This is a genomic window from Jannaschia seosinensis, from assembly GCF_001408515.1.
GTDB classification, from domain to species: Bacteria; Pseudomonadota; Alphaproteobacteria; order Rhodobacterales; family Rhodobacteraceae; genus Jannaschia; species Jannaschia seosinensis.
Map to the genome: position 1 here is coordinate 32,236 of NZ_CYPR01000228.1, position 18,669 is coordinate 50,904.

Sequence of the window (18,669 nt, forward strand, 5' to 3'; positions counted from 1 at the left end):
CAAAGGCATGGCGCGCGAAAGCACGGGACCATGCGCGCGGGCCTGCCATATGCGCGACCGGGACAGGTCGTGGGACTTCTGGGCGGATCGTTCGATCCGGCTCATGCCGGACATGTGCACATCACGCGCGAGGCGCTCAAGCGGCTCGGGCTCGACCGCGTCTGGTGGCTGGTGAGCCCGGGCAATCCCCTCAAGGTGCGCGGCCCCGCCCCGCTGGCCCGCCGGATGGCGCATGCGCGGGCCGTGATGCGGCATCCGAGGGTCGATGTGACGGATCTGGAGGCGCGGCTCGGCACGCGCCACACGGCACGGACCATTGCCGTCATGCAGGAACGCTGGCCCGGTGTGCGGTTCGTCTGGCTGATGGGGGCCGACAATCTCGCGCAGTTCCACATGTGGGAGGACTGGCGCGAGATCTTCGCACGTGTTCCGATCGCCGTGCTGGCGCGTCCGGGGCAGCGTCTGCGCGCGCGCACCGCACCGGCGGCGGCGATCTATCGGCGTTTCCGCCTGCCCGCATCGGCGGCCGGTGGGATCGGATACCGAAAGCCGCCGGCCTGGATTTATCTCAACATTCCGATGAATGCCGCGTCCTCGTCCGAAATCCGCGCCGGGGGCGGCTGGGATCAGCCCTCGTAGCCAAAGGCCCGCGGCAGGGCGAGGACGAGCCCCGGAACGAGGATCAGGGTCAGCAGCGCGCCGAGCAGCACGATGAGGAAGGGCCAGATCTCGCGGATGATCTCGTCCAGCGGGATCCGCGTCGTCGCGTTGATGACGAAAAGCAGGATCCCGTAGGGCGGCGTGATCAATCCGATCATGCAGTTGATGATCGCGACCACGCCGAAATGCACGAGGTCGATGCCCAGTTCCCGGCAGGTCGGCAGAAACAGCGGGATGACCACGAGAATGATTGTCGTCGCATCCAGTACGCACCCGAGCAGCAAGAGCAGCACGTTGATCCCGAGAAGGAAGACGAGCGGGTGAATGTCGAGGCCGACCAACGCATCGGCCATCACGGCGGGGATGTTCTCGGAGGCGACGACGTAGTTGAGGATCAGCGCCCCGCCGATGACGAGGCCCACGGCCGCGGAGGACCGCGCGCTCTCGACCAGGATGCGGTAGAGGGCCATCGGCGATAGCGCGCGATAGAACAGCGCGGCGAGCAGCAGCGCATAGGCCGCCGCGACGGCCGCCGCCTCGGTTGGGGTGGTGACGCCGCCATAGATACCCCACAGCAGGATCGCGGGCATCAGCAGGGCCGGAAAGGCGCGGGCCGTGTGGCGCGGCAATTCCGACAGCGGAACCGGCGGCTCCAGCGCGAACAATCGGCGCCGTGCCAGAAACCAGTTCATCGCCATCAGCACCGCCCCCATCACCAGGCCGGGTACGATGCCGCCGAGAAACAGGAACCCGATCGAGCTGTTGGAGACGAGCGCGTAGAGCACCATCGGGATCGAAGGCGGGATGATCGGCCCGATCGTGGCCGAGGCCGCCGTGATCGCCGCCGCATAGCCGCGCGGGTAGTGGCCGGAACCGGTCATCATGCCGATGATGATCTTTCCGATCCCCGCCGCATCGGCCACGGCCGATCCCGACATCCCCGAGAAGATCAGCGAGGCGACGACGTTGACATGCCCGAGACCGCCCCGGAATCGCCCGACCAGCGCCACGCAGAAGGCGAGCAGGCGGTCGGAGATCGTCCCCGCGTTCATGACCCCGGCCGCGACGATGAACAGCGGCACGGCAAGCAGGATGAAGCTGTTGTAGAGCCCGTCCATCAGGACCTTGCCCGCCACGCCAATGCTCTGCCCGCCCGCGGCGAGATAGACGAGAGAGGCCACGAGGATGGCATAGGCGATCGGCGTCCCGATCCCGGCCAGCGCCAGCAGCGTGCCGATGCACAGCAGGAACTCGACGCTCATGCCCGGCCCCGCGCCGCCTGCCATGCCCGCCAGAGATAGCGGCACGGCACGGCGATCAGGAACAGCGCATAGATCGAGTAGACGTCGCGCATCCGGATCCAGTCGCCGAAGAGCGACGACAGGGTCGCCGTCTTCTTCAGACGCAGGATCGTGAAGCGGTCCCAGGTGGGCGCGAGCGCGAGGATCAGGCCGACCGCGATCGAAAGGCTGCCCACGACGATGAACGCGCGGCGCAGACGCGGCGGCACGGCTTCGCGCAGGATGTCGAAGGTCACATGGTCGTCCTCGCGCACGACGAAGGCCCCGCCCCAGAACACGATCCAGACCCAAAGCGCGAGGCAGAATTCCAGCGTCCAGCCGTAACGGACCGGATCGAGCAGGGGCACCGCCTCGGCCAGCCATGTCAGCCGCCCGGTATACCGCACGAGGATCTGCAGCAGGAACGTGCCGAACATGGCCGCCATCATCACGGCGGCCACGGCCTCGGCGGCGCGGCGGAGAAACATCAGGACCGGCATGGCGTCATGGGGGGGCAGCCCCCCGTCAGGATCACTTGCCGAGAGCGTTGATCTGTTCCAGCACACCTTCGGGCCAGGCTTCGGCGTATTCGGAGCCCTCGTACTGCGCCTGCACGTGCTTGCGGAAGGCGGCCACGTCGGGCTCATAAATCTCCAGCCCCTGCTCGGTGAGGAAGGACACGAGCTCCTCCTCCTTGGCAAGCTGCGCCTGCCGTCCGCTCTCGGCGGCGGCATCGGCGGCATCCTGAACGACGGCCTGTTGCTCGGGCGTCAGGCTGTCCCAAACCTCCTTGGAGAAGGCGATGTAGTTGAGATCGACGAGATGCGAGGTCAGCGCGATCTGGTCGGTCACCTCATAGAACTTCGCGTCGACCACGGTGGGCAGCGGGTTGTCCTGACCGTCGACCGATCCGGTCTGGAGTGCGGTATAGACCTCGGTGAAGGCCAGCGGCGTCGGGTTCGCGCCGAGCGCCCGGCCCAGAAACTGCCAGGCATCCGTGCCGGGCATCCGCAGGTTCACGCCATTGAGATCCTCCGGTGTCTGCACGTCCAGCTCGTCGCGGGACTGGCGCAGGTTCACGTGGCGGCGGCCGAGATACATGACCGACAGCAGCTTGACGCCCAGCTCGTCCTCCACCTTCTGCTTGAAGGGATCCATCAGCGGATCGTTGAACACGGCGACCTGGTGGTCGGCGTCCTGATGGACGTAGCCGGTGGCGAAGAGGCTGAATTCAGGGAAGAAGGTGGCGAGTTCCTGCGCCGAGGCGATCGACATCTCCAGATCGCCGGTGGCGATGGCCTCCAGCTCGGACCCCTGCGCGATGAGGGACGCATTGTAATGCGGCTCGTAGGTGGCGAATTCGTCGACCGCGGGCGCGAAGACCTCGGCCAGAGCGGTGGACCGCTGGTCCGATTCCGAGGCCGGCGTGGACATGCGCAGCGTGACCTTGTCCTGCGCCAAAGCCGGCGCGGCGAGCAGCGCGGCCGACAGGGCAAGCGCGGTGCGGCGTGTGAATTTCATCATGGTTTCCTCCCTTGGATTGGTCTCTGTGGGCCGTCTCCTCCCGACCCCGTCTCGTCTTGTGCAAGTGCCATAACCCGGACTGGCACGGCCGTCACACCCCGAGCGCGCGGCGGCGCGCGCTTTCGATATGGCCGCCGATGGCACCGGCGGCGACACCCGGATCGCGCGTCCGCAGCGCGCGGATGACGGCGAGATGCTCGTCGATCACCGAGGTCACGAGATCGGGCAGCATGCGCGTATCGGCATTGCGGATCAGCCGGATCTTGATCGCGTTGACGCGGTGGATGTCGGACAGGATCCGGTTGCCGAGCGCATCCACCACATGATCGTGAAACGCCCAGTCGAGCACCTGCGCCCGGTCGAGAAGTTCGGGCGTCACACCGGCATGCGCGGCGTCGTGGATGGCGCGGTGCGCGGCCTCGTGGCGGTCGATCTCGGCCTCGGACGCGGTCTCGGCGTAGCGGGCGAATGCCTCCGTCTCGACCAGCCGGCGCAGCTGGAACGCGTCGCGGATCAGGTCGAGGTCGATGGTGACGACCTGAAGCCCGCGTTTCGGCACCGTCCGGATCAGCCCGTCCGCCTCCAGCCGCGGGATCATCTCCCGGATCGCACCGAGCGGCATCCCCGTCACGTCCACGAGTTCCCGCTGCGAGATGATCTGCCCCGGCACGATCTCGCGCGCGAGCAGGCGTTTCGTGAAGCTCGAATAGGCGTGGGCGCGAAGCGGCGTCTCGGGCAGGGCGGTGTCAACCATTGGCCGGTTCCACCGCAAGCGCCGCGCGCAGGGCCTCGGCCTCGGCTTCGGGAAGGGGCGCGAGGGGCGGGCGGATGCGGGCCCAGGCGGGATCGGTCGCCGACAGGGCGGCCTTGAGCGCGGGGACGACCGGGCGGGCGACGATCTCGCCGACATCCGCGGACAGGGCGGCATCCTCGCGCGCCTCCCGCAGGATACGCGACATGCGGGCGGGGTGGAGGTTGGCCATGCCGCTGATCGCGCCGGCGCAGCCGAGGCGGGCCGCCTCGTGCAGCCGCCGCTCGTCCCCGATCAGGATCTCAAGCCCGCCGCGCATCTGCAGGAGCGCGCGGGCATTCGCCGGGTCGCCCGAACTGTCCTTCACGCCCCGCACCCGGTCGCCGAACGCCGCCCGCAGGCGGGCGATGAGCGGCAGCGGCAGCGGCACGTTCGTCACCTGCGGAATGTGGTAGAGGATCGCGCGCGACCCCTCGGGCACCTGCGCAAGCACCGCCGCATGCCAGTCGTAGAGCCCCTCCGCATCGGGTTCGAAGTAAAAGGGCGGGGTCAGCAGGAAGGACCGGATCCCCGCCTCGTGCGCCTGATGCGCCTGGGCCAGTGTGTCGGCCACCGAGGTCGCGCAGAGGCCCATCGTCACGCGCTTCGGGTCGATGGCGGCGGCGCGAAAGGCCGACAGGACCGCGGGACGCTCCGACAGGCCGACCGACGCGCCTTCTCCGGTCGTGCCGAACAGGGTCACGCCATTGGCGCCCCTCTGCATCAGCCGGGCGGCATGGCTGGCCAGTCGGGATCCGTCGACGTCGCCGGTCGCGTCGAAAGGCGTCAGAAGCGCCACGGATATGCCGAACGTCGTCATGCGGAATCCACCCTGTTGCCGCTGACATGTTAGGCGGAGGGTCAGCGCTCTGTCGAGTTCCCCGCACGGCTTGCGGTCGCGGCCTCCCGCCATCCCGCCGCCGCGGCCGCGCGAAGCGTCTCCGCCAGCCCCTCGAGCGAGGCGGCCAGCGGCGAGCTGCGCCGCCACACGAGACCGATGCGGCGCGACGGTTGCGGATCGGGAAACCGCGTCGCCGCAACCGGAGCGGAACGCGTCTCGACCGGCACCGCCATTTCGGGGATCAGCGTGATGCCAAGCCCCGCGCCCACCATCTGCACCAGCGTCGAAAGGGACGATCCGTCGAGCCCGTGGCGCGTGCCCGTGGCCGTGGTCGCGCAGACGGCCAAGGCCTGATCGCGAAAGCAGTGCCCTTCCTCCAGAAGAAGAAGCCGCATCCGGTCCAGCGCATCCGGCGCGGGCGTCGGCGCGTCGGCGTCACGTTCGGGCCGGACCAAGAGGAACGGCTCGTCGAAAAGTTCAGCCGTCGTCAGCGACGGGTCCGAGATCGGCAAGGCCACGAGGGCCGCGTCGAGTGAGCCGTCTTGCAACCCGTCGATCAGGCGGGGCGTGATCGTCTCGCGCATCACGAGATCGAGTTCGGGATGCGTCCGCGACAGCGTGGCGACCAGCGACGGCAGCAGATACGGCGCCACGGTCGGGATCACGCCCAGCCGGAAGGAGCCCGAAAAGCCGCCTTGGGAGATCCGGCCCAGTTCGCCCAGCTCGTCCACGGCGCGCAGGATGGCGCGCACACGTTCGGCGACCTGCCGCCCGAAGGCCGTCAGCCGGGCGCCACGCGCGCCGCGCTCGAACAAAGCGGCGCCCAGGGTGTTCTCCAGTTCGCGGATCTGGACCGACAGGGCGGGCTGCGAAATTGCGGAGGCTTCGGCCGCCCGGCCGAAATGACCGTAACGGGCGAGCGCCTCGAAATAGCGCATCTGTTTCAGGGTCGGATCGGCCATAGGAACAGGTTATCGGTGGGATTAAGAAATACAACTTATATGTATGGCGCCGGGCTGTTAAGTGGGCCTCAAGAAATTCCAACCCGAGGGAGATACGTCATGGACGGATCCGAGAACCAGACCGGCGGCAAGTGTCCCGTCATCCACAATGCCACCTTCCACACCACGGGCCGCGGCCGCAGCAACCGCGACTGGTGGCCGAACCAGCTCAACCTCAAGATCCTGCACCAGAACCTGCCCGAGACGAGCCCGATGGACGAAGGGTTCAACTATACCGAGGCGTTCCGCGGTCTCGACCTGCCGGCGGTCAAGAAAGACCTCGCCGACCTGATGACCGACAGTCAGGACTGGTGGCCCGCCGATTACGGCCATTACGGCCCGTTCTTCGTGCGCATGGCGTGGCACTCGGCCGGCACCTACCGCACCGGCGACGGCCGCGGCGGCTCGACCTCCGGCTCGCAGCGGTTCGCCCCGCTGAATTCCTGGCCCGATAACGGCAACCTCGACAAGGCGCGCCGCCTGCTGTGGCCGATCAAGCAGAAATACGGCAACGCCCTGTCCTGGGCTGACCTGTTCATCCTGACCGGCAATGTCGCGCTCGAGACGATGGGCCTCAAGACCTTCGGCTTCGGCGGCGGGCGCGAGGACATCTACGAGCCCGAGGAAGACGTCTATTGGGGCATGGAAGACGAGTGGCTCGACAACAAGGACAAGCGCTACATGGCCCATGAGGGCGAGGGCCGCTTCCTCGAGAACCCGCTTGCCGCCGTGCAGATGGGCCTGATCTACGTCAATCCCGAAGGCCGCAACGGCGAGCCGGACCCGGCGAAATCCGCCGAGGATATCCGCGATACCTTCGCCAAGATGGCGATGGGCGACGAGGAGACCGTCGCGCTGACCGCTGGCGGTCACACCTTCGGCAAGTGCCACGGCGCGTGCGATGTCTCCAATATCGGTGCGGAGCCCGAGGGCGGTCGCATGGAGGATATGGGCTTCGGCTGGAAGAACGCATTCGACAGCGGCCATTCCGAGCACACCACCACGTCGGGGATCGAGGGGGCGTGGACGCCCACGCCGATCACTTGGGACATGTCCTATCTCGAGATCCTGCTGGGCAACGAATGGGAGCTGACGAAATCCCCCGCCGGGGCGTGGCAGTGGAAGCCTGCGAACGGGGCGATGGCCGACGCCGTGCCGGATGCCCACCGTGAGGGCGTGCGCCATGCGCCGATGATGACGACCGCCGATCTCGCGCTCAAGACGGACCCGGCCTACCGGGCGATCTGCGAGGACTTCCTCGCCAATCCCGACAAGTTCGCGGATGCCTTCGCGCGCGCCTGGTTCAAGCTGACCCACCGCGACATGGGGCCGAAGGTTCGTTATCTCGGCGACGAGGTGCCGGACGAGGATCTGATCTGGCAGGATCCGATCCCCGCCAACGGCAACCCGGACCTGACCCCGGACGAGGTGGCGACGCTCAAGGACGCGGTACTGGCCACCGACCTGTCCGTGGCCGATCTGGTCTCGGTCGCCTGGGCTGCGGCCTCGACCTTCCGCGGCTCGGACCGTCGGGGCGGCGCCAACGGCGCGCGCATCCGTCTCGCGCCGCAGAAGGACTGGGAGGTGAACGAGCCGCAGAAGCTGGCGCATGTCCTGTCCGTGCTGGAAGGTGTGCGCACCGAGTTCGACGGCGAGGTCTCGATGGCCGACATGATCGTGCTGGCCGGTTCGGCGGCGGTCGAGAAGGCCGCCCGCGAGGCCGGTCACGACATCGAGGTGCCGTTCACCCCCGGCCGCGGCGACACGACGCAGGAGTTGACCGACGCCGAGAGCTTCGAGCCGCTGGAGCCCGTCCTCGACGGCTTCCGCAACTACCAGCCCAAGCAGCTCAGCATCTCCGCCGAAGAGATGCTGGTCGACCGGGCCCAGCTCCTGACGCTCACCGCGCCCGAGATGACGGTGCTGATCGGCGGATTGCGGGCGCTCGGCGCGAATTACGCGGGCACGAAGCACGGTGTGCTGACCGATCGTCCGGGCGTTCTGACGAACGACTTCTTCGTCAACCTGCTCGACATGGCGACCGAGTGGAAGGCGACGGACGAGGACGGCACCCTCTTCGAGGGCCGCGACCGCAAGAGCGGCACGCCGCGCTGGACCGGCACGCGGTGCGATCTCGTCTTCGGCTCGAACTCGCAGCTTCGGGCCCAGTCGGAGGTCTATGCCCAGGCCGATGCGGGCGAGAAGTTCGTGCGCGACTTCGTGGCGGCATGGGTCAAGGTGATGGAGCTCGACCGCTTCGATCTGCGCTGATCCGGCGGGCGGGGGGACGCACCCCGCCCGGTAGCATCTCGTTATGCATGAAAGGCCGCGTCCTGATAAGGCGCGGCCTTTTCTGTAATGCCCAATGGCGCTGCTGCACGACGCAGGAGCGATCTGATGTCCGCCACTTCGCGGTGAACACGGCTCCTCCCCCCCCCCGGCCGCATCCCGAGGCACGAAGAGGGCGCGCCGTCCTGCGGCCCGTATCGTGTTAGCGGTACCGCAGTGATATCAAGGATCTGCAGCAACCGGGCCCATGCGCCCGATTCGGATCTTCTGGCATCCATCGGGTCCGCCTGCTATGCCCGGTCCGATCCGCGATCGTCACGTTCCCGCCTCGGGGGCTGCTTCGCGGGCGACGTCGACGGTCCGGCAAGGGCCGCGGCGACATCAGTGGAGGATTGAACCAATGAAGACAGCAGCGATCTTCGCCGCGACCGCACTCGCATCGACCGCAGCCTTCGCCGAGGCGCATCTCGACCGCGAAGGCTGGCCCGAGAGCTTTACCGTCGGCACGGCCAGCCAGGGCGGCACCTATTTTTCCTACGGCTCCGGCTGGGCCAATCTCGTGGCCGACGAGCTGGGCCTGACCGGCGGCGGCGAAGTCACCGGCGGCCCGATGCAGAACATGGCACTGGTCCATACCGGTGACGCCGCCTTCGGCATGACGACGATGGGTCCGGCGCGCGAGTCGATCGCGGGCGAGAATCCGATCGCGCCGGGTCTCGAAATGACCAATGCCTGTGCGATGTTCCCGATGTACCAGACGCCGTTCAGCGTGACCGCGCTGGCCTCGTCGGGCATCGAGTCGATCTCCGACATCCCCGAAGGCGCGCGGATCGGCTTCGGCCCCGCCGGCTCCACCTCCGACACCTACTTCCCGCGGATGATGGACGAGCTTGGCGTCGAGTATGAGCGCCGCAACGGCGGCTGGTCCGATCTGGGTGGCCAGCTTCAGGACGGCCTGCTCGACGTGATCGCGTTCGCCGCCGGCGTGCCGGTCCCCGCGGTCAGCCAGCTCGAGGTGCAGACAGACGTGAACATCATCGAGTTCACCGAGGAAGAGCAGCAGAAGATCACCGAAGCCTTCCCCGTGTCCGAGTTCGAGATCCCGGCCTCGACCTACACCACGCTGGAGGAGCCGGCGCGGTCCGTGTCGATGTGGAACTTCGCCATCGCCAATTGCGACCTGCCCGCCTCCTTCGTGAACGCGGTGGTCGACACGGTGATGTCCGACCACGAGCGGATGGTGAACATCCACCGCGCCGCCACCTCGACGGTTCCGGAGAACTGGGACAAGAACAACGGCGTCCTGCCCTGGCACCCGGGCGCCGCGCAGTGGTTCATCGAGAATGCCGGAGCCGACATTCCCGAAGATCAGATCCACGGAAACTGATCGAATGATCCGCGCCGGGGCCGCCATTTCGCGGCCCCGGACGCATTCGGGGCGCAACGACGCCTGAGGGACGTTCAGACACCGGCCCCCGTCGCGACGGAGCGGCCGTCACCAGAGGACACCGCCATGGCGCCCGAAGACCCCAAGCCCGATGCCGACGATCTCGAAGCCCGCCGCCGGGACGATCGCAGCGACGGCATGACCGACGGCCCCCTCGTCGCCCAAGGCGTCGACGATGAACCGGTCGAAGGAAACCGGCGTCTCTTCGACGGGACGACATGGTTGATCATCGCGGGCATGTCGGGGTTCTACGCGCTGTTTCACCTCGCCGCGCTCAACGGCTGGTCGATCTCGTCCTGGACGGGCGTATCGATCCCGTTCCTGCCGGTCTTCCCGATGGAGACCTGGAACTTCCGCATCGTGCATATCGCGGGCGCGCTGATCCTCGGCTTCACGCTCTATTCCGCACGCGCCTTTCCCGACGAGGACGGCGGCGGCCGCCATCCGCTCGACCTTGTGTCCTGGGTGTTCCTCCTTCCGGCGCTCTATGCCTGCTGGACGGCCCTGGGCTTCGCGGGCGAAATCGCGAGCGGGGTGATGTGGAACGGCATCGACGAGGCGATCCGCACCGCCGAGATCTGGCATTACGGCGTCCCGCTCCTTGTGGCGACGGCGGGCGGGATCCTGCTGGGATGGGCGCGGCCGCGCATGCGCGGCACCATCGCCCCGGTGGACGTGGTCCTGTCGGTCTGCGGCATCGCGGTCGCGATCTACCTCATCACCATCTACAGCACGCTGATGCGGAACTCGACCGGCACGCCGTTCGCCCCGATCGGCATCTCACTGGCCGCCGTTGCCGGCACCGCGCTGATCATGGAACTGACGCGCCGCGTGGCGGGCCTCGCGCTCATCATCATCGCGGGTGTGTTTCTGATCTACGTCTTCGTGGGTGACATGCTGCCCGGTTTCCTGAACGCGCCGGATATCGCGTGGGAGCGGTTCTTCAGCCAGGTCTATACCGATGCCGGCATCCTCGGCCCGACCGTCGCCGTCAGCTCCACCTACATCATCCTCTTCATCATCTTCGCGGCCTTCCTGCAGGCATCGAAGGTCGGCGACTACTTCGTCAACTTCGCCTTCGCCGCCGCCGGGCGCGCGCGCGGCGGACCGGCCAAGGTGGCGATCTTCGCGAGCGGCCTGATGGGCATGATCAACGGCACCTCGGCGGGCAACGTCGTGGCGACAGGGTCGCTGACCATCCCGCTGATGAAGAAGGTCGGCTACAGGTCGACGACCTCCGGCGCGGTCGAGGCCGCCGCCTCCACCGGCGGACAGATCATGCCGCCGATCATGGGCGCGGGCGCCTTCATCATGGCCGAGATCACCGGCATCCCCTATACCGACATCGCCATCGCGGCGATCATCCCGTCGATCCTCTATTTCGTGTCGATCTACTTCATGGTCGATTTCGAGGCCGCGAAACTCGGCATGCGCGGCATGCGCGAGGACGAGCTGCCCAAGTTCCGCGACATGATCCGCCGCGTATTCCTGTTCCTGCCGATCCTCATCCTCATCGTGGCTCTGTTCATGGGCTATTCGGTAATCCGGGCGGGCACGCTCGCGACGGCCGCCGCCGCGGTGGTCAGTTGGCTCACCCCCTACCGGATGGGGCCGAAGTCGATTTCGCGGGCGTTCGAATTGGCCGGAACGATGTCGATCCAGATCATCGCCGTCTGCGCCTGTGCGGGCATCATCGTCGGCGTGATCTCCCTGACCGGAGTGGGTGCGCGGTTCTCCTCGGTTCTGCTCAACATCGCCGAGGCGAACCAGCTTCTGGCGCTGTTCTTCGCCATGTGCATCGCGATCCTGCTGGGCATGGGGATGCCGACCACGGCCGCCTATGCCGTCGCCGCCTCGGTCGTGGCGCCGGGCCTTGTGCAACTGGGCATCCCGATCCTGACGGCGCACTTCTTCGTGTTCTACTTCGCCGTCGTCTCGGCGATCACGCCGCCCGTGGCGCTGGCGAGTTATGCGGCGGCGGGCATTTCCGGCGCGAACCCGATGGCGACCTCCATGGCTTCGTTCAAGATCGGCATCTCGGCCTTCATCGTGCCGTTCATGTTCTTCTACAACTCCGCCATCCTGATGGACGGCACCTGGTTCGAGGTGATCCGCGCGGGCCTCACGGCGACCTTCGGTGTGTTCCTCCTGTCTTCGGGCGTGCAGGGCTGGTGGGTCGGCGGACGTGCGAACCCGGTGATCCGGGGGGCGCTGATCGTGGTGGCGCTGTTCATGATCGAGGGCGGGCTGATCTCGGACGCGATCGGCATCGGCGGCGCGCTCGTGCTGTTCCTGCTGGGACGAATGACCGCCACCCGCACCGCCGAGAGTTGAGGTGGCGCACCCGGTCCCGGTCTGACCGGGGCCGGTGGACTCCGACATCGTTGCGCAGTGCCGGCTTCCGTTCGGCGCGTTCGAGGGAGCCGATACAATCCGCTCAACCTCGGGAGGATCAATGCCTTCGGTTTTCGGCTAAAGATGGTATGGAGGGCTTGGCTCCGGTCTGCGAACGGTCCGGCCTGCAAGGGGAATGATCATGGCCGAAACCAAAAGCTGTCTCGTCGAAAAGCTGTCGCGCTACGCGCCCCTGTCCGAGCGGGATCTCGAGCGGCTCGCCACGCTCGAGGAGGAGGAACGTCCTTGCCCGCGCGGCTCGGACGTGCATCGCGCGGGCGACCGGAACGGAGATCTCTTCGTTCTGAAGGCGGGCTGGGCGTTCAGTTTCACCAACATGCCCGACGGGCGACGCCAGATCGTAACGGTTCATCATCCCGGAGACGTAATCGGGTTTCCCGACATCGCCTTTCGCAACGCGACGACGACGCTTCGTTGCGTCGATGACGTGACGCTCTGCCCGTTCCCGAAATCCGCGCTCAGCGTGATCCTGCGCGAATCCCCCCGCCTGTCGGCGTTGATGCTATCGATCGCGTTGCGCGATCAGGTGGTGTTCATCGATCTCCTGCGCGCCATGGGCCGGATGAGCGCACGGGAACGGATCGCGCACATGCTGCTCGACTTCCGCGCCCGGCTGCGCATGACCGATCCGGCGGTGACCGACCGGTTCCGGCTGCCGCTGACGCAGCAACAGATCGCCGACTACCTTGGGATCACCAACGTCTATGTCAGCCGCACGATGATCCAGATGGAGGATGAGGGCGAGATCGTCCGCTCGGAAGGTCACATCACCCTGCGCGATGCGTCCAAGCTCGAACGGCTCACCGATTTCTGCGATCGCTACGCCGACATGGACACAAGCTGGTTTCCCGACACCTGATCGCCGACCGGTCGGCGCCCAGACGACGCGGCCGCTCAACCTGCAGCAGCCGCGACGCCGGATTGTCGGGCGGCGCAGGCACGCCGCCCCAAGCTCACTCGCCGATCGCCACGCCCTCGCGCCGGGGGTCGGCCCCGCCCGTCAGGGTTTCGCCGACCGCGATGGCATGCAGCCCCGAGGTGAGGTCGCGCAGGTTCACCTCGTAGCCCATCTCCGTCAGCGGCTCTGCCAGCGCCTCCGCCGCGGTTCCGGCCTCAAGGTCATAGGTCCCGAACCGGTTGACCAGATGCGGCAGCGCGACCGCCTGCTGCACGTCCATGCCCCAATCCAGATGTGCGATGATGGTCTTGGCCACGTAGCCGATGATCCGGCTGCCTCCGGGCGATCCGACCACCATCACCGGCGCGTCGTCGCGCATCACGATCGTCGGCGCCATCGAGGAGCGGGGCCGCTTGCGCGGTTCGACCCGGTTGGCGACGGGACGGTCGTCTTCATGCGTGGAAAAGCTGAAATCCGTCAGTTCGTTGTTCAGCAGGAAGCCACCGGGCGCGAGAACGCGGCTGCCGAAGCCGTTCTCGATAGTCGTCGTCATCGACAGGGCATTCCCCTCGGCATCCACGATCGAGATGTGGGAGGTGGACGGCATCGACGGCGTCCAGCCGTCGCCCCAGTCCGGCAGGTCCAGCATCGCATGTTCCCAAGGGGGTGAGCCGGCCGAAACCTCGGGCAGCGCATCGTCGCCCGCCAGAAGGTCCGCGCGCAGGTCCAGGTACTGCGCATCGAGCAGGTTCGGCACCGGCACGAAGTCGCTGTCGGCCATGTAGCGGCCCCGATCCGCGAAGGCGAGGCGCGAGGCGTCGCCGATCAGCCGCCACGCCTCGGGCGAGTCGGGACCCATTTCGCCGATCTCGTAGGGCTCGATCATGGCGAGGATCTGGCCCACGGTCAGCCCGCCCGACGAGGGCGGCCCCATGCCGCAGACGTCGTGGCCGCGATAGGGCGCGCAGACGGCCGGCCGCTCGATCACCTCATAGGCGGCAAGATCGCCCAGCGACAGAAGGCCGGGCTGCGCCGCACCACGCACGGCGGCCACGATACCCTCGGCGATCTCGCCCTCGTAGAAGGCGTCGGTGCCCCTCTCCGCCAAGGCGCGCAGCGTCTCGGCATAGGCCGGGTTGCGCAGGGTCGACCCCTCCGCGATCGGCTCTCCGTCAGGCAGGAAGTAATCCGCCGTGGCCGCATCGGAGGACAGCCGCTCCGCATCCTCGGCGACGAGCGTGGCAAGGCGCGGCGAAACGGCGAATCCGTCCTCGGCATGCCCGATCGCCGCGTCGAAGAGGTCCGGCCAGTTCGCCCGGCCCCAGCGGCGATGCGCCTCCTCCATCAGCATGGGGGTGCCCGGCGTGCCCACCGACAGACCGCCGACCACGGCGTCGAAGAAGCCCATCGTCTCGCCGTCCTCGGTCAGGAACAGCGTGGGCGTCGCCGCCGCGGGTGCCGTCTCCCGCCCGTCGAGCGTCGTAAGCTCACCCGTCTCCGCATCGTACCAGACGAGGAATGCCCCCCCGCCCAACCCGCTCGATTGCGGCTCGACGAGGCCCAGAACCGTCTGCACTGCGACCATCGCATCGGCGGCGGATCCGCCAGCGCGCAGCACCTCGGCACCGGCCTCCGCGGCCAATGGGTTGGCGGCGGCGACCATCCAGTCCTGCGCCTCCACGGGGGCGGCAACCTCGGGGGAGAGGCCGGTTGCCGCTTCGGGCGCGACGGCATCCGCGGCCTGCTGCGCGAAAGCGGGACTGGTGAGCATCATCAGGGCTAGAGCCGTCCGCATCGTCGTTCTCCTCATCATGGTGCCGTGGGGGAAGGATGCGCCGTTTGCTGGCCGAAGCAACCCCGGATCGTCACGCCCCGCCGTCTCGGCGGCACACCGCACCGCACGATCCGGGGTTGCGGGGGACGTGACGGAACGGCACGCCCGCCTTGTGCGCGGGCCGCCGATGCCCGACCTTTGCGCCGACACCGACCGGAGACGCACGCCATGTCCGACTACCCCCACCTCCTCGCCCCGCTCGACCTGGGACATGTGGCGCTGAAGAATCGCGTCATCATGGGATCGATGCACACCAATCTTGAAGAGACGAAGGACTGGAACCGCGTGGCGGAGTTCTATGCCGAACGCGCGCGGGGGGGTGTGGCGCTGATGGTCACGGGCGGCATGGCCCCGAACCGCGAGGGCGGCGTGTTCCCCGGCGCGGCGGGCCTCTTCACCGATCAGGACATCGCCAACCACCGGATCGTCACCGAACGGGTCCATGCCGAAGGCGCGCTGATCGCGATGCAAATCCTCCATGCCGGGCGCTATGCCTACGGGCCGGAATGCGTGGCGCCGTCGGCCGTCAAATCGCCGATCTCGCCGTTTCCGCCCAAGGCGCTCGATGCCGAGGGGATCGAAAAGCAGATCGCCGACTTCGTCACCGCCGCCCGCCGCGCGCGCGAAGCCGGATATGACGGCGTCGAGATCATGGGGTCGGAGGGCTACCTCCTCAACCAGTTCCTCGTCACCCATACCAACCACCGCGACGACGAATGGGGCGGGTCCTATGCCAACCGGATGCGCCTGCCGGTCGAGATCGTGCGCCGCTGCCGCGAGGCTGTGGGCCCGGATTTCATCCTCATCTACCGCCTGTCGATGATCGACCTGATCCCGAACGGATCCACGCACGAGGAGGTCGTGGATCTTGCCCAAGCCGTCGAGGCGGCGGGCGCCACCATCATCAATACCGGCATCGGCTGGCACGAGGCGCGGATTCCGACCATCGCCACCTCGGTGCCCCGCGCGGCCTTCTCCTGGGTCACGAAGAAGCTGATGGGGAAGGTCTCGATCCCGCTGGTGACGTCGAACCGGATCAACATGCCCGATGTGGCCGAAGCGGTCCTGGCCGACGGCTGCGCCGATCTCGTGTCGATGGCGCGCCCGTTTCTTGCCGATCCGCATTTCGTGGCGAAGGCGGCGGCGGGGCGTGCGCGCGAGATCGCGCCCTGCATCGCCTGCAACCAGGCCTGTCTCGACCACACATTCGCCGGCAAGATCAGCACATGCCTCGTCAATCCGCGCGCCTGCCACGAGACGGAGATCGTGGTCGCGCAGACCGATGCGCCGAAATCCGTCGCCGTGATCGGCGCGGGGCCGGCGGGTCTTTCGGCGGCGCTGACCGCGGCGGAGCGGGGGCACCGCGTAACGCTGTTCGACCGGGCCGCGCAGGTGGGCGGGCAGTTGAACCTCGCCAAGGTCATCCCCGGCAAGGAGGAATTCCGCGGCTTCGTGGATTGGTTCGAGACCATGCTGGAGGTCCGGGACGTGACGGTCCGGCTGAACGCCGAGGTTACGGCCGACGACCTGTCGGCCTATGACGCGGTGATCGTCGCCACCGGCGTCAGCCCGCGCGATCCGCACATTCCGGGGCAGGACGACCCGAAGGTCGTCAGCTATATCGACGTCCTGCGCGGCACGGCAAAGGTCGGCGCACGGGTCGTCGTGGTGGGCGCGGGGGGAATCGGATTCGACGTGTCCGACCATCTGGTCCATGACGGCCATTCCGCGACTGTCAACCTGCCCGAATGGTTGCGCGACTGGGGCGTCACCGATCCCGAGGCGCAGCGCGGCGGTCTGGCCCCCGAAGGTCCGCGTCCCGAAGCGCCCGCGCGGCAGGTCACGCTTTTGCAGCGCAAGGCCGAAGCGCCGGGCCGACGTCTCGGCAAGACCACCGGCTGGATCCATCGCGCAACGCTGCGCATGAAGAACGTGAAGATGGTGGGCGGCGTGAACTACGAGCGCGTCACCGATGACGGGCTGCTGGTCAGCTATGGCGAGGCGCGGGAGAATCCGGAGGTGATCCCCGCCGATACGATCGTGCTTTGCGCCGGGCAGGAGCCGGAGCGCCGTCTGGCTGATGCGCTGGAGGCGCGGGGGGTGGCCGTGCACGTGATCGGCGGCGCGGATGTGGCCGCCGAACTGGACGCGAAGCGGGCCATCGACCAAGGGACGCGGCTGGCTGCCGCCTTGTAAAACTTCAGGAGAATCATTGTCTTGCGGCAATTACCCATGGGTAATTGGCGTGCCGGGTCATTCCCGGACCCGCCGGAACCCCACCACCGCACTGCGCGACAGGTCGGGCGCGTAGACGAGGCCGCTGCGCAGCAGGCAGTCGAAGATGCGCCCGATCATGGCCGCGGGATAGGCCTCGGGGTGCAACTCCATCAGCACGGCCTCCACGTGATCGGGCCACGGCGCGTCGAACAGCGCCGCCTCGCCGCCCTCGATGTCCATCACGACGACGTTCGGGCGGTAGGCCGCGAACAGGTCCGCAAGCCGCAGCACCGGCACCGCAACCTCCTCGCCGCGTCCCGATCCGTCGGCGATGGCGGAGGCCCAGAAGGCGGGCGCGCAGCGGAATGTGACCGTCTCGGCCGCACCCGCCGCCCCGACCGCCCCGTGCAGCAGCGTCGCCGCCTGATGGCCGTTCGCGTCAAGGTTGGCGCGGATCACGTCGCGCATGTGCGGGTTGGCCTCGACCGAGACGAGGTTCTCCGCCCCCGCGCCGCGTGCGCAGATGCAGGAGACGAAGCCGATGCCGGCCCCAAGCTCCAACACACGCGCGCCGGACGTGATGCAGCGCGCCGCCGCCGCCGCCTCGAACTGCTCGTAGGCGCCGGCGGCAAGCCGCGCCGCGATCCGTGGCCGCAGGATCCGGTCCGGCACGGTCAGGTGGACGCCGTGGATGGTGAAGTCGGGCACGTCCTCTCCCTCCGGCCTCGGTCAGGCGGCGCCCGGCCCGCTTGCCGCGCGGCCGGACGCGTTCCTGCGGTGAGCCGGGGCGCGCCCGGCCCCGATCACTCGCTCAGGCCGCGCGCGCGCATTTCCTGCGGAATGTTGAACAGGCCCGCGCCGAGGCCGACATCCGTGCGCATGTCGCCCAGCACCACGGTCGTCTGCGCCCCGGTATCGTCGGTGATCACCCATTGGCGCAGCGTCACCGGGTCGGGCGTGAAGATCAGTTCGATATTGCCGTATTGCGGGTTCGCCGGATCCTGAAGCGTGATCGCCGTCTGCGTGTTGTCGCCGCCATGCGCGACGACCATGCCGGACCGCCCGAGGTTGACGTTGTCGGCGAGGATCAGGCTGAGCGGCGTCTGACTCAGGGGATATTGCTCCGGCGGAGTGTTGGAGACGGGATCGAAGACAGCGACCTGACTGCCGCCGGCGATGACGAGGCCGTTATTGGGCGCGTCGTAATCGAACCGCGCGCGGCCCGGCCGCCGGATGGCGAGGTCTCCTGTCGAGATCGAGCCGTCGGAATTGATCTGCGTGAACTCCGCCTGCGAGGTGCGGAAGGAGTTGAGATAGTTCGAGATCTGGCCCACCGAAATCTGCGCCGTGGCGGGCAGGGTGGTGACGGCGAGGGCGAGGGCGGCGAGGGTGGCGAGGCGCATGTCCTTGAGTCTTTCCGTTCGGGAGGGCCGCGTGCGGCGACCGGTTCGAGGGGCATATAGGCCCCTCTCG

15 protein-coding genes are annotated in these 18,669 nt (G+C 67.9%); 6 read left to right on the forward strand and 9 right to left on the reverse strand.

Annotated features, from left to right (window positions below; genetic code table 11):
* Positions 1-30: 30 nt before the first annotated feature.
* Positions 31-639: a nicotinate-nucleotide adenylyltransferase gene (locus tag JSE7799_RS17080; protein WP_055664677.1), complete on the forward strand. Its 609-nt coding sequence runs from the start codon at positions 31-33 to the stop codon at positions 637-639.
* On the opposite strand, the gene JSE7799_RS17085 is transcribed toward JSE7799_RS17080, so the two are convergent.
* The 6 genes from JSE7799_RS17085 to JSE7799_RS17110 all read right to left on the reverse strand — a co-directional run bounded on the left by JSE7799_RS17085 (position 627) and on the right by JSE7799_RS17110 (position 6,057).
* Positions 627-1,922: a TRAP transporter large permease gene (locus JSE7799_RS17085; protein ID WP_055664744.1), complete on the reverse strand. Its 1,296-nt coding sequence runs from the start codon at positions 1,920-1,922 to the stop codon at positions 627-629. The genes JSE7799_RS17080 and JSE7799_RS17085 overlap by 13 nt on opposite strands.
* Positions 1,919-2,428, reverse strand: a complete 510-nt coding sequence (locus JSE7799_RS17090) for a TRAP transporter small permease (protein WP_245624926.1) — start codon at positions 2,426-2,428, stop codon at positions 1,919-1,921. Before JSE7799_RS17090 ends, JSE7799_RS17085 begins: the two co-directional genes overlap by 4 nt.
* A 43-nt stretch (positions 2,429-2,471) precedes the next feature.
* Positions 2,472-3,464, reverse strand: coding sequence for a TRAP transporter substrate-binding protein DctP (gene dctP / locus JSE7799_RS17095; RefSeq protein ID WP_055664679.1), 993 nt, complete (start codon positions 3,462-3,464; stop codon positions 2,472-2,474).
* A 91-nt stretch (positions 3,465-3,555) separates the two neighbouring features.
* Positions 3,556-4,218 (reverse strand): GntR family transcriptional regulator, encoded by a 663-nt coding sequence (locus JSE7799_RS17100; protein WP_055664680.1) that lies wholly within the window; start codon positions 4,216-4,218, stop codon positions 3,556-3,558.
* Positions 4,211-5,074 carry a dihydrodipicolinate synthase family protein gene (locus tag JSE7799_RS17105; protein ID WP_055664681.1) on the reverse strand — a complete coding sequence of 288 codons (864 nt, stop codon included), beginning with the start codon at positions 5,072-5,074 and terminating at the stop codon, positions 4,211-4,213. The genes JSE7799_RS17100 and JSE7799_RS17105 overlap by 8 nt, the downstream gene beginning before the upstream one ends.
* 41 nt (positions 5,075-5,115) lie before the next feature.
* Positions 5,116-6,057 carry a hydrogen peroxide-inducible genes activator gene (locus JSE7799_RS17110; protein ID WP_055664682.1) on the reverse strand — a complete coding sequence of 314 codons (942 nt, stop codon included), beginning with the start codon at positions 6,055-6,057 and terminating at the stop codon, positions 5,116-5,118.
* 99 nt (positions 6,058-6,156) lie between these two features.
* Between JSE7799_RS17110 and katG the strand changes: the two genes are divergently transcribed.
* The 4 genes from katG (at position 6,157) to JSE7799_RS17130 (ending at position 13,106) form a co-directional block, all read left to right on the forward strand.
* Entirely contained in the window at positions 6,157-8,367 is a 2,211-nt protein-coding gene (gene katG, locus JSE7799_RS17115; RefSeq protein WP_055664683.1) for a catalase/peroxidase HPI, read from the forward strand.
* Between the two features lie 418 nt (positions 8,368-8,785).
* Positions 8,786-9,772: a TAXI family TRAP transporter solute-binding subunit gene (locus tag JSE7799_RS17120; RefSeq protein ID WP_055664684.1), complete on the forward strand. Its 987-nt coding sequence runs from the start codon at positions 8,786-8,788 to the stop codon at positions 9,770-9,772.
* 198 nt (positions 9,773-9,970) lie between these two features.
* Complete coding sequence (locus JSE7799_RS17125) at positions 9,971-12,166, forward strand: TRAP transporter permease (RefSeq protein ID WP_055664745.1); 2,196 nt, start codon at positions 9,971-9,973, stop codon at positions 12,164-12,166.
* A 202-nt stretch (positions 12,167-12,368) separates the two neighbouring features.
* Positions 12,369-13,106: a Crp/Fnr family transcriptional regulator gene (locus JSE7799_RS17130; RefSeq protein WP_222101802.1), complete on the forward strand. Its 738-nt coding sequence runs from the start codon at positions 12,369-12,371 to the stop codon at positions 13,104-13,106.
* A 94-nt stretch (positions 13,107-13,200) separates the two neighbouring features.
* On the opposite strand, the gene ggt is transcribed toward JSE7799_RS17130, so the two are convergent.
* Entirely contained in the window at positions 13,201-14,940 is a 1,740-nt protein-coding gene (gene ggt, locus JSE7799_RS17135; protein ID WP_055664685.1) for a gamma-glutamyltransferase, read from the reverse strand.
* 207 nt (positions 14,941-15,147) lie between these two features.
* On the opposite strand from ggt, the gene JSE7799_RS17140 reads away from it, so the two are divergent.
* Complete coding sequence (locus JSE7799_RS17140) at positions 15,148-17,175, forward strand: NADPH-dependent 2,4-dienoyl-CoA reductase (protein ID WP_055664686.1); 2,028 nt, start codon at positions 15,148-15,150, stop codon at positions 17,173-17,175.
* A gap of 57 nt (positions 17,176-17,232) precedes the next feature.
* On the opposite strand, the gene JSE7799_RS17145 is transcribed toward JSE7799_RS17140, so the two are convergent.
* Together JSE7799_RS17145 and JSE7799_RS17150 are read right to left on the reverse strand one after the other, a co-directional pair.
* Positions 17,233-17,904 carry an FkbM family methyltransferase gene (locus tag JSE7799_RS17145; RefSeq protein WP_055664687.1) on the reverse strand — a complete coding sequence of 224 codons (672 nt, stop codon included), beginning with the start codon at positions 17,902-17,904 and terminating at the stop codon, positions 17,233-17,235.
* A gap of 95 nt (positions 17,905-17,999) precedes the next feature.
* On the reverse strand, positions 18,000-18,599 hold the full coding sequence (locus JSE7799_RS17150) for a LolA family protein (protein ID WP_055664688.1): 600 nt from the start codon (positions 18,597-18,599) through the stop codon (positions 18,000-18,002).
* Positions 18,600-18,669 lie beyond the last annotated feature (70 nt).

Coding starts and splice junctions, on each gene's coding strand:
- JSE7799_RS17080 (WP_055664677.1), top strand. CDS start 31: ATGCGCGCGGGCCTGCCATATGCGCGACCGGGACAGGTCGTGGGACTT.
- JSE7799_RS17085 (WP_055664744.1), bottom strand. CDS start 1,922: ATGAGCGTCGAGTTCCTGCTGTGCATCGGCACGCTGCTGGCGCTGGCC.
- JSE7799_RS17090 (WP_245624926.1), bottom strand. CDS start 2,428: ATGTTTCTCCGCCGCGCCGCCGAGGCCGTGGCCGCCGTGATGATGGCG.
- dctP (WP_055664679.1), bottom strand. CDS start 3,464: ATGATGAAATTCACACGCCGCACCGCGCTTGCCCTGTCGGCCGCGCTG.
- JSE7799_RS17100 (WP_055664680.1), bottom strand. CDS start 4,218: ATGGTTGACACCGCCCTGCCCGAGACGCCGCTTCGCGCCCACGCCTAT.
- JSE7799_RS17105 (WP_055664681.1), bottom strand. CDS start 5,074: ATGACGACGTTCGGCATATCCGTGGCGCTTCTGACGCCTTTCGACGCG.
- JSE7799_RS17110 (WP_055664682.1), bottom strand. CDS start 6,057: ATGGCCGATCCGACCCTGAAACAGATGCGCTATTTCGAGGCGCTCGCC.
- katG (WP_055664683.1), top strand. CDS start 6,157: ATGGACGGATCCGAGAACCAGACCGGCGGCAAGTGTCCCGTCATCCAC.
- JSE7799_RS17120 (WP_055664684.1), top strand. CDS start 8,786: ATGAAGACAGCAGCGATCTTCGCCGCGACCGCACTCGCATCGACCGCA.
- JSE7799_RS17125 (WP_055664745.1), top strand. CDS start 9,971: ATGACCGACGGCCCCCTCGTCGCCCAAGGCGTCGACGATGAACCGGTC.
- JSE7799_RS17130 (WP_222101802.1), top strand. CDS start 12,369: ATGGCCGAAACCAAAAGCTGTCTCGTCGAAAAGCTGTCGCGCTACGCG.
- ggt (WP_055664685.1), bottom strand. CDS start 14,940: ATGCGGACGGCTCTAGCCCTGATGATGCTCACCAGTCCCGCTTTCGCG.
- JSE7799_RS17140 (WP_055664686.1), top strand. CDS start 15,148: ATGTCCGACTACCCCCACCTCCTCGCCCCGCTCGACCTGGGACATGTG.
- JSE7799_RS17150 (WP_055664688.1), bottom strand. CDS start 18,599: ATGCGCCTCGCCACCCTCGCCGCCCTCGCCCTCGCCGTCACCACCCTG.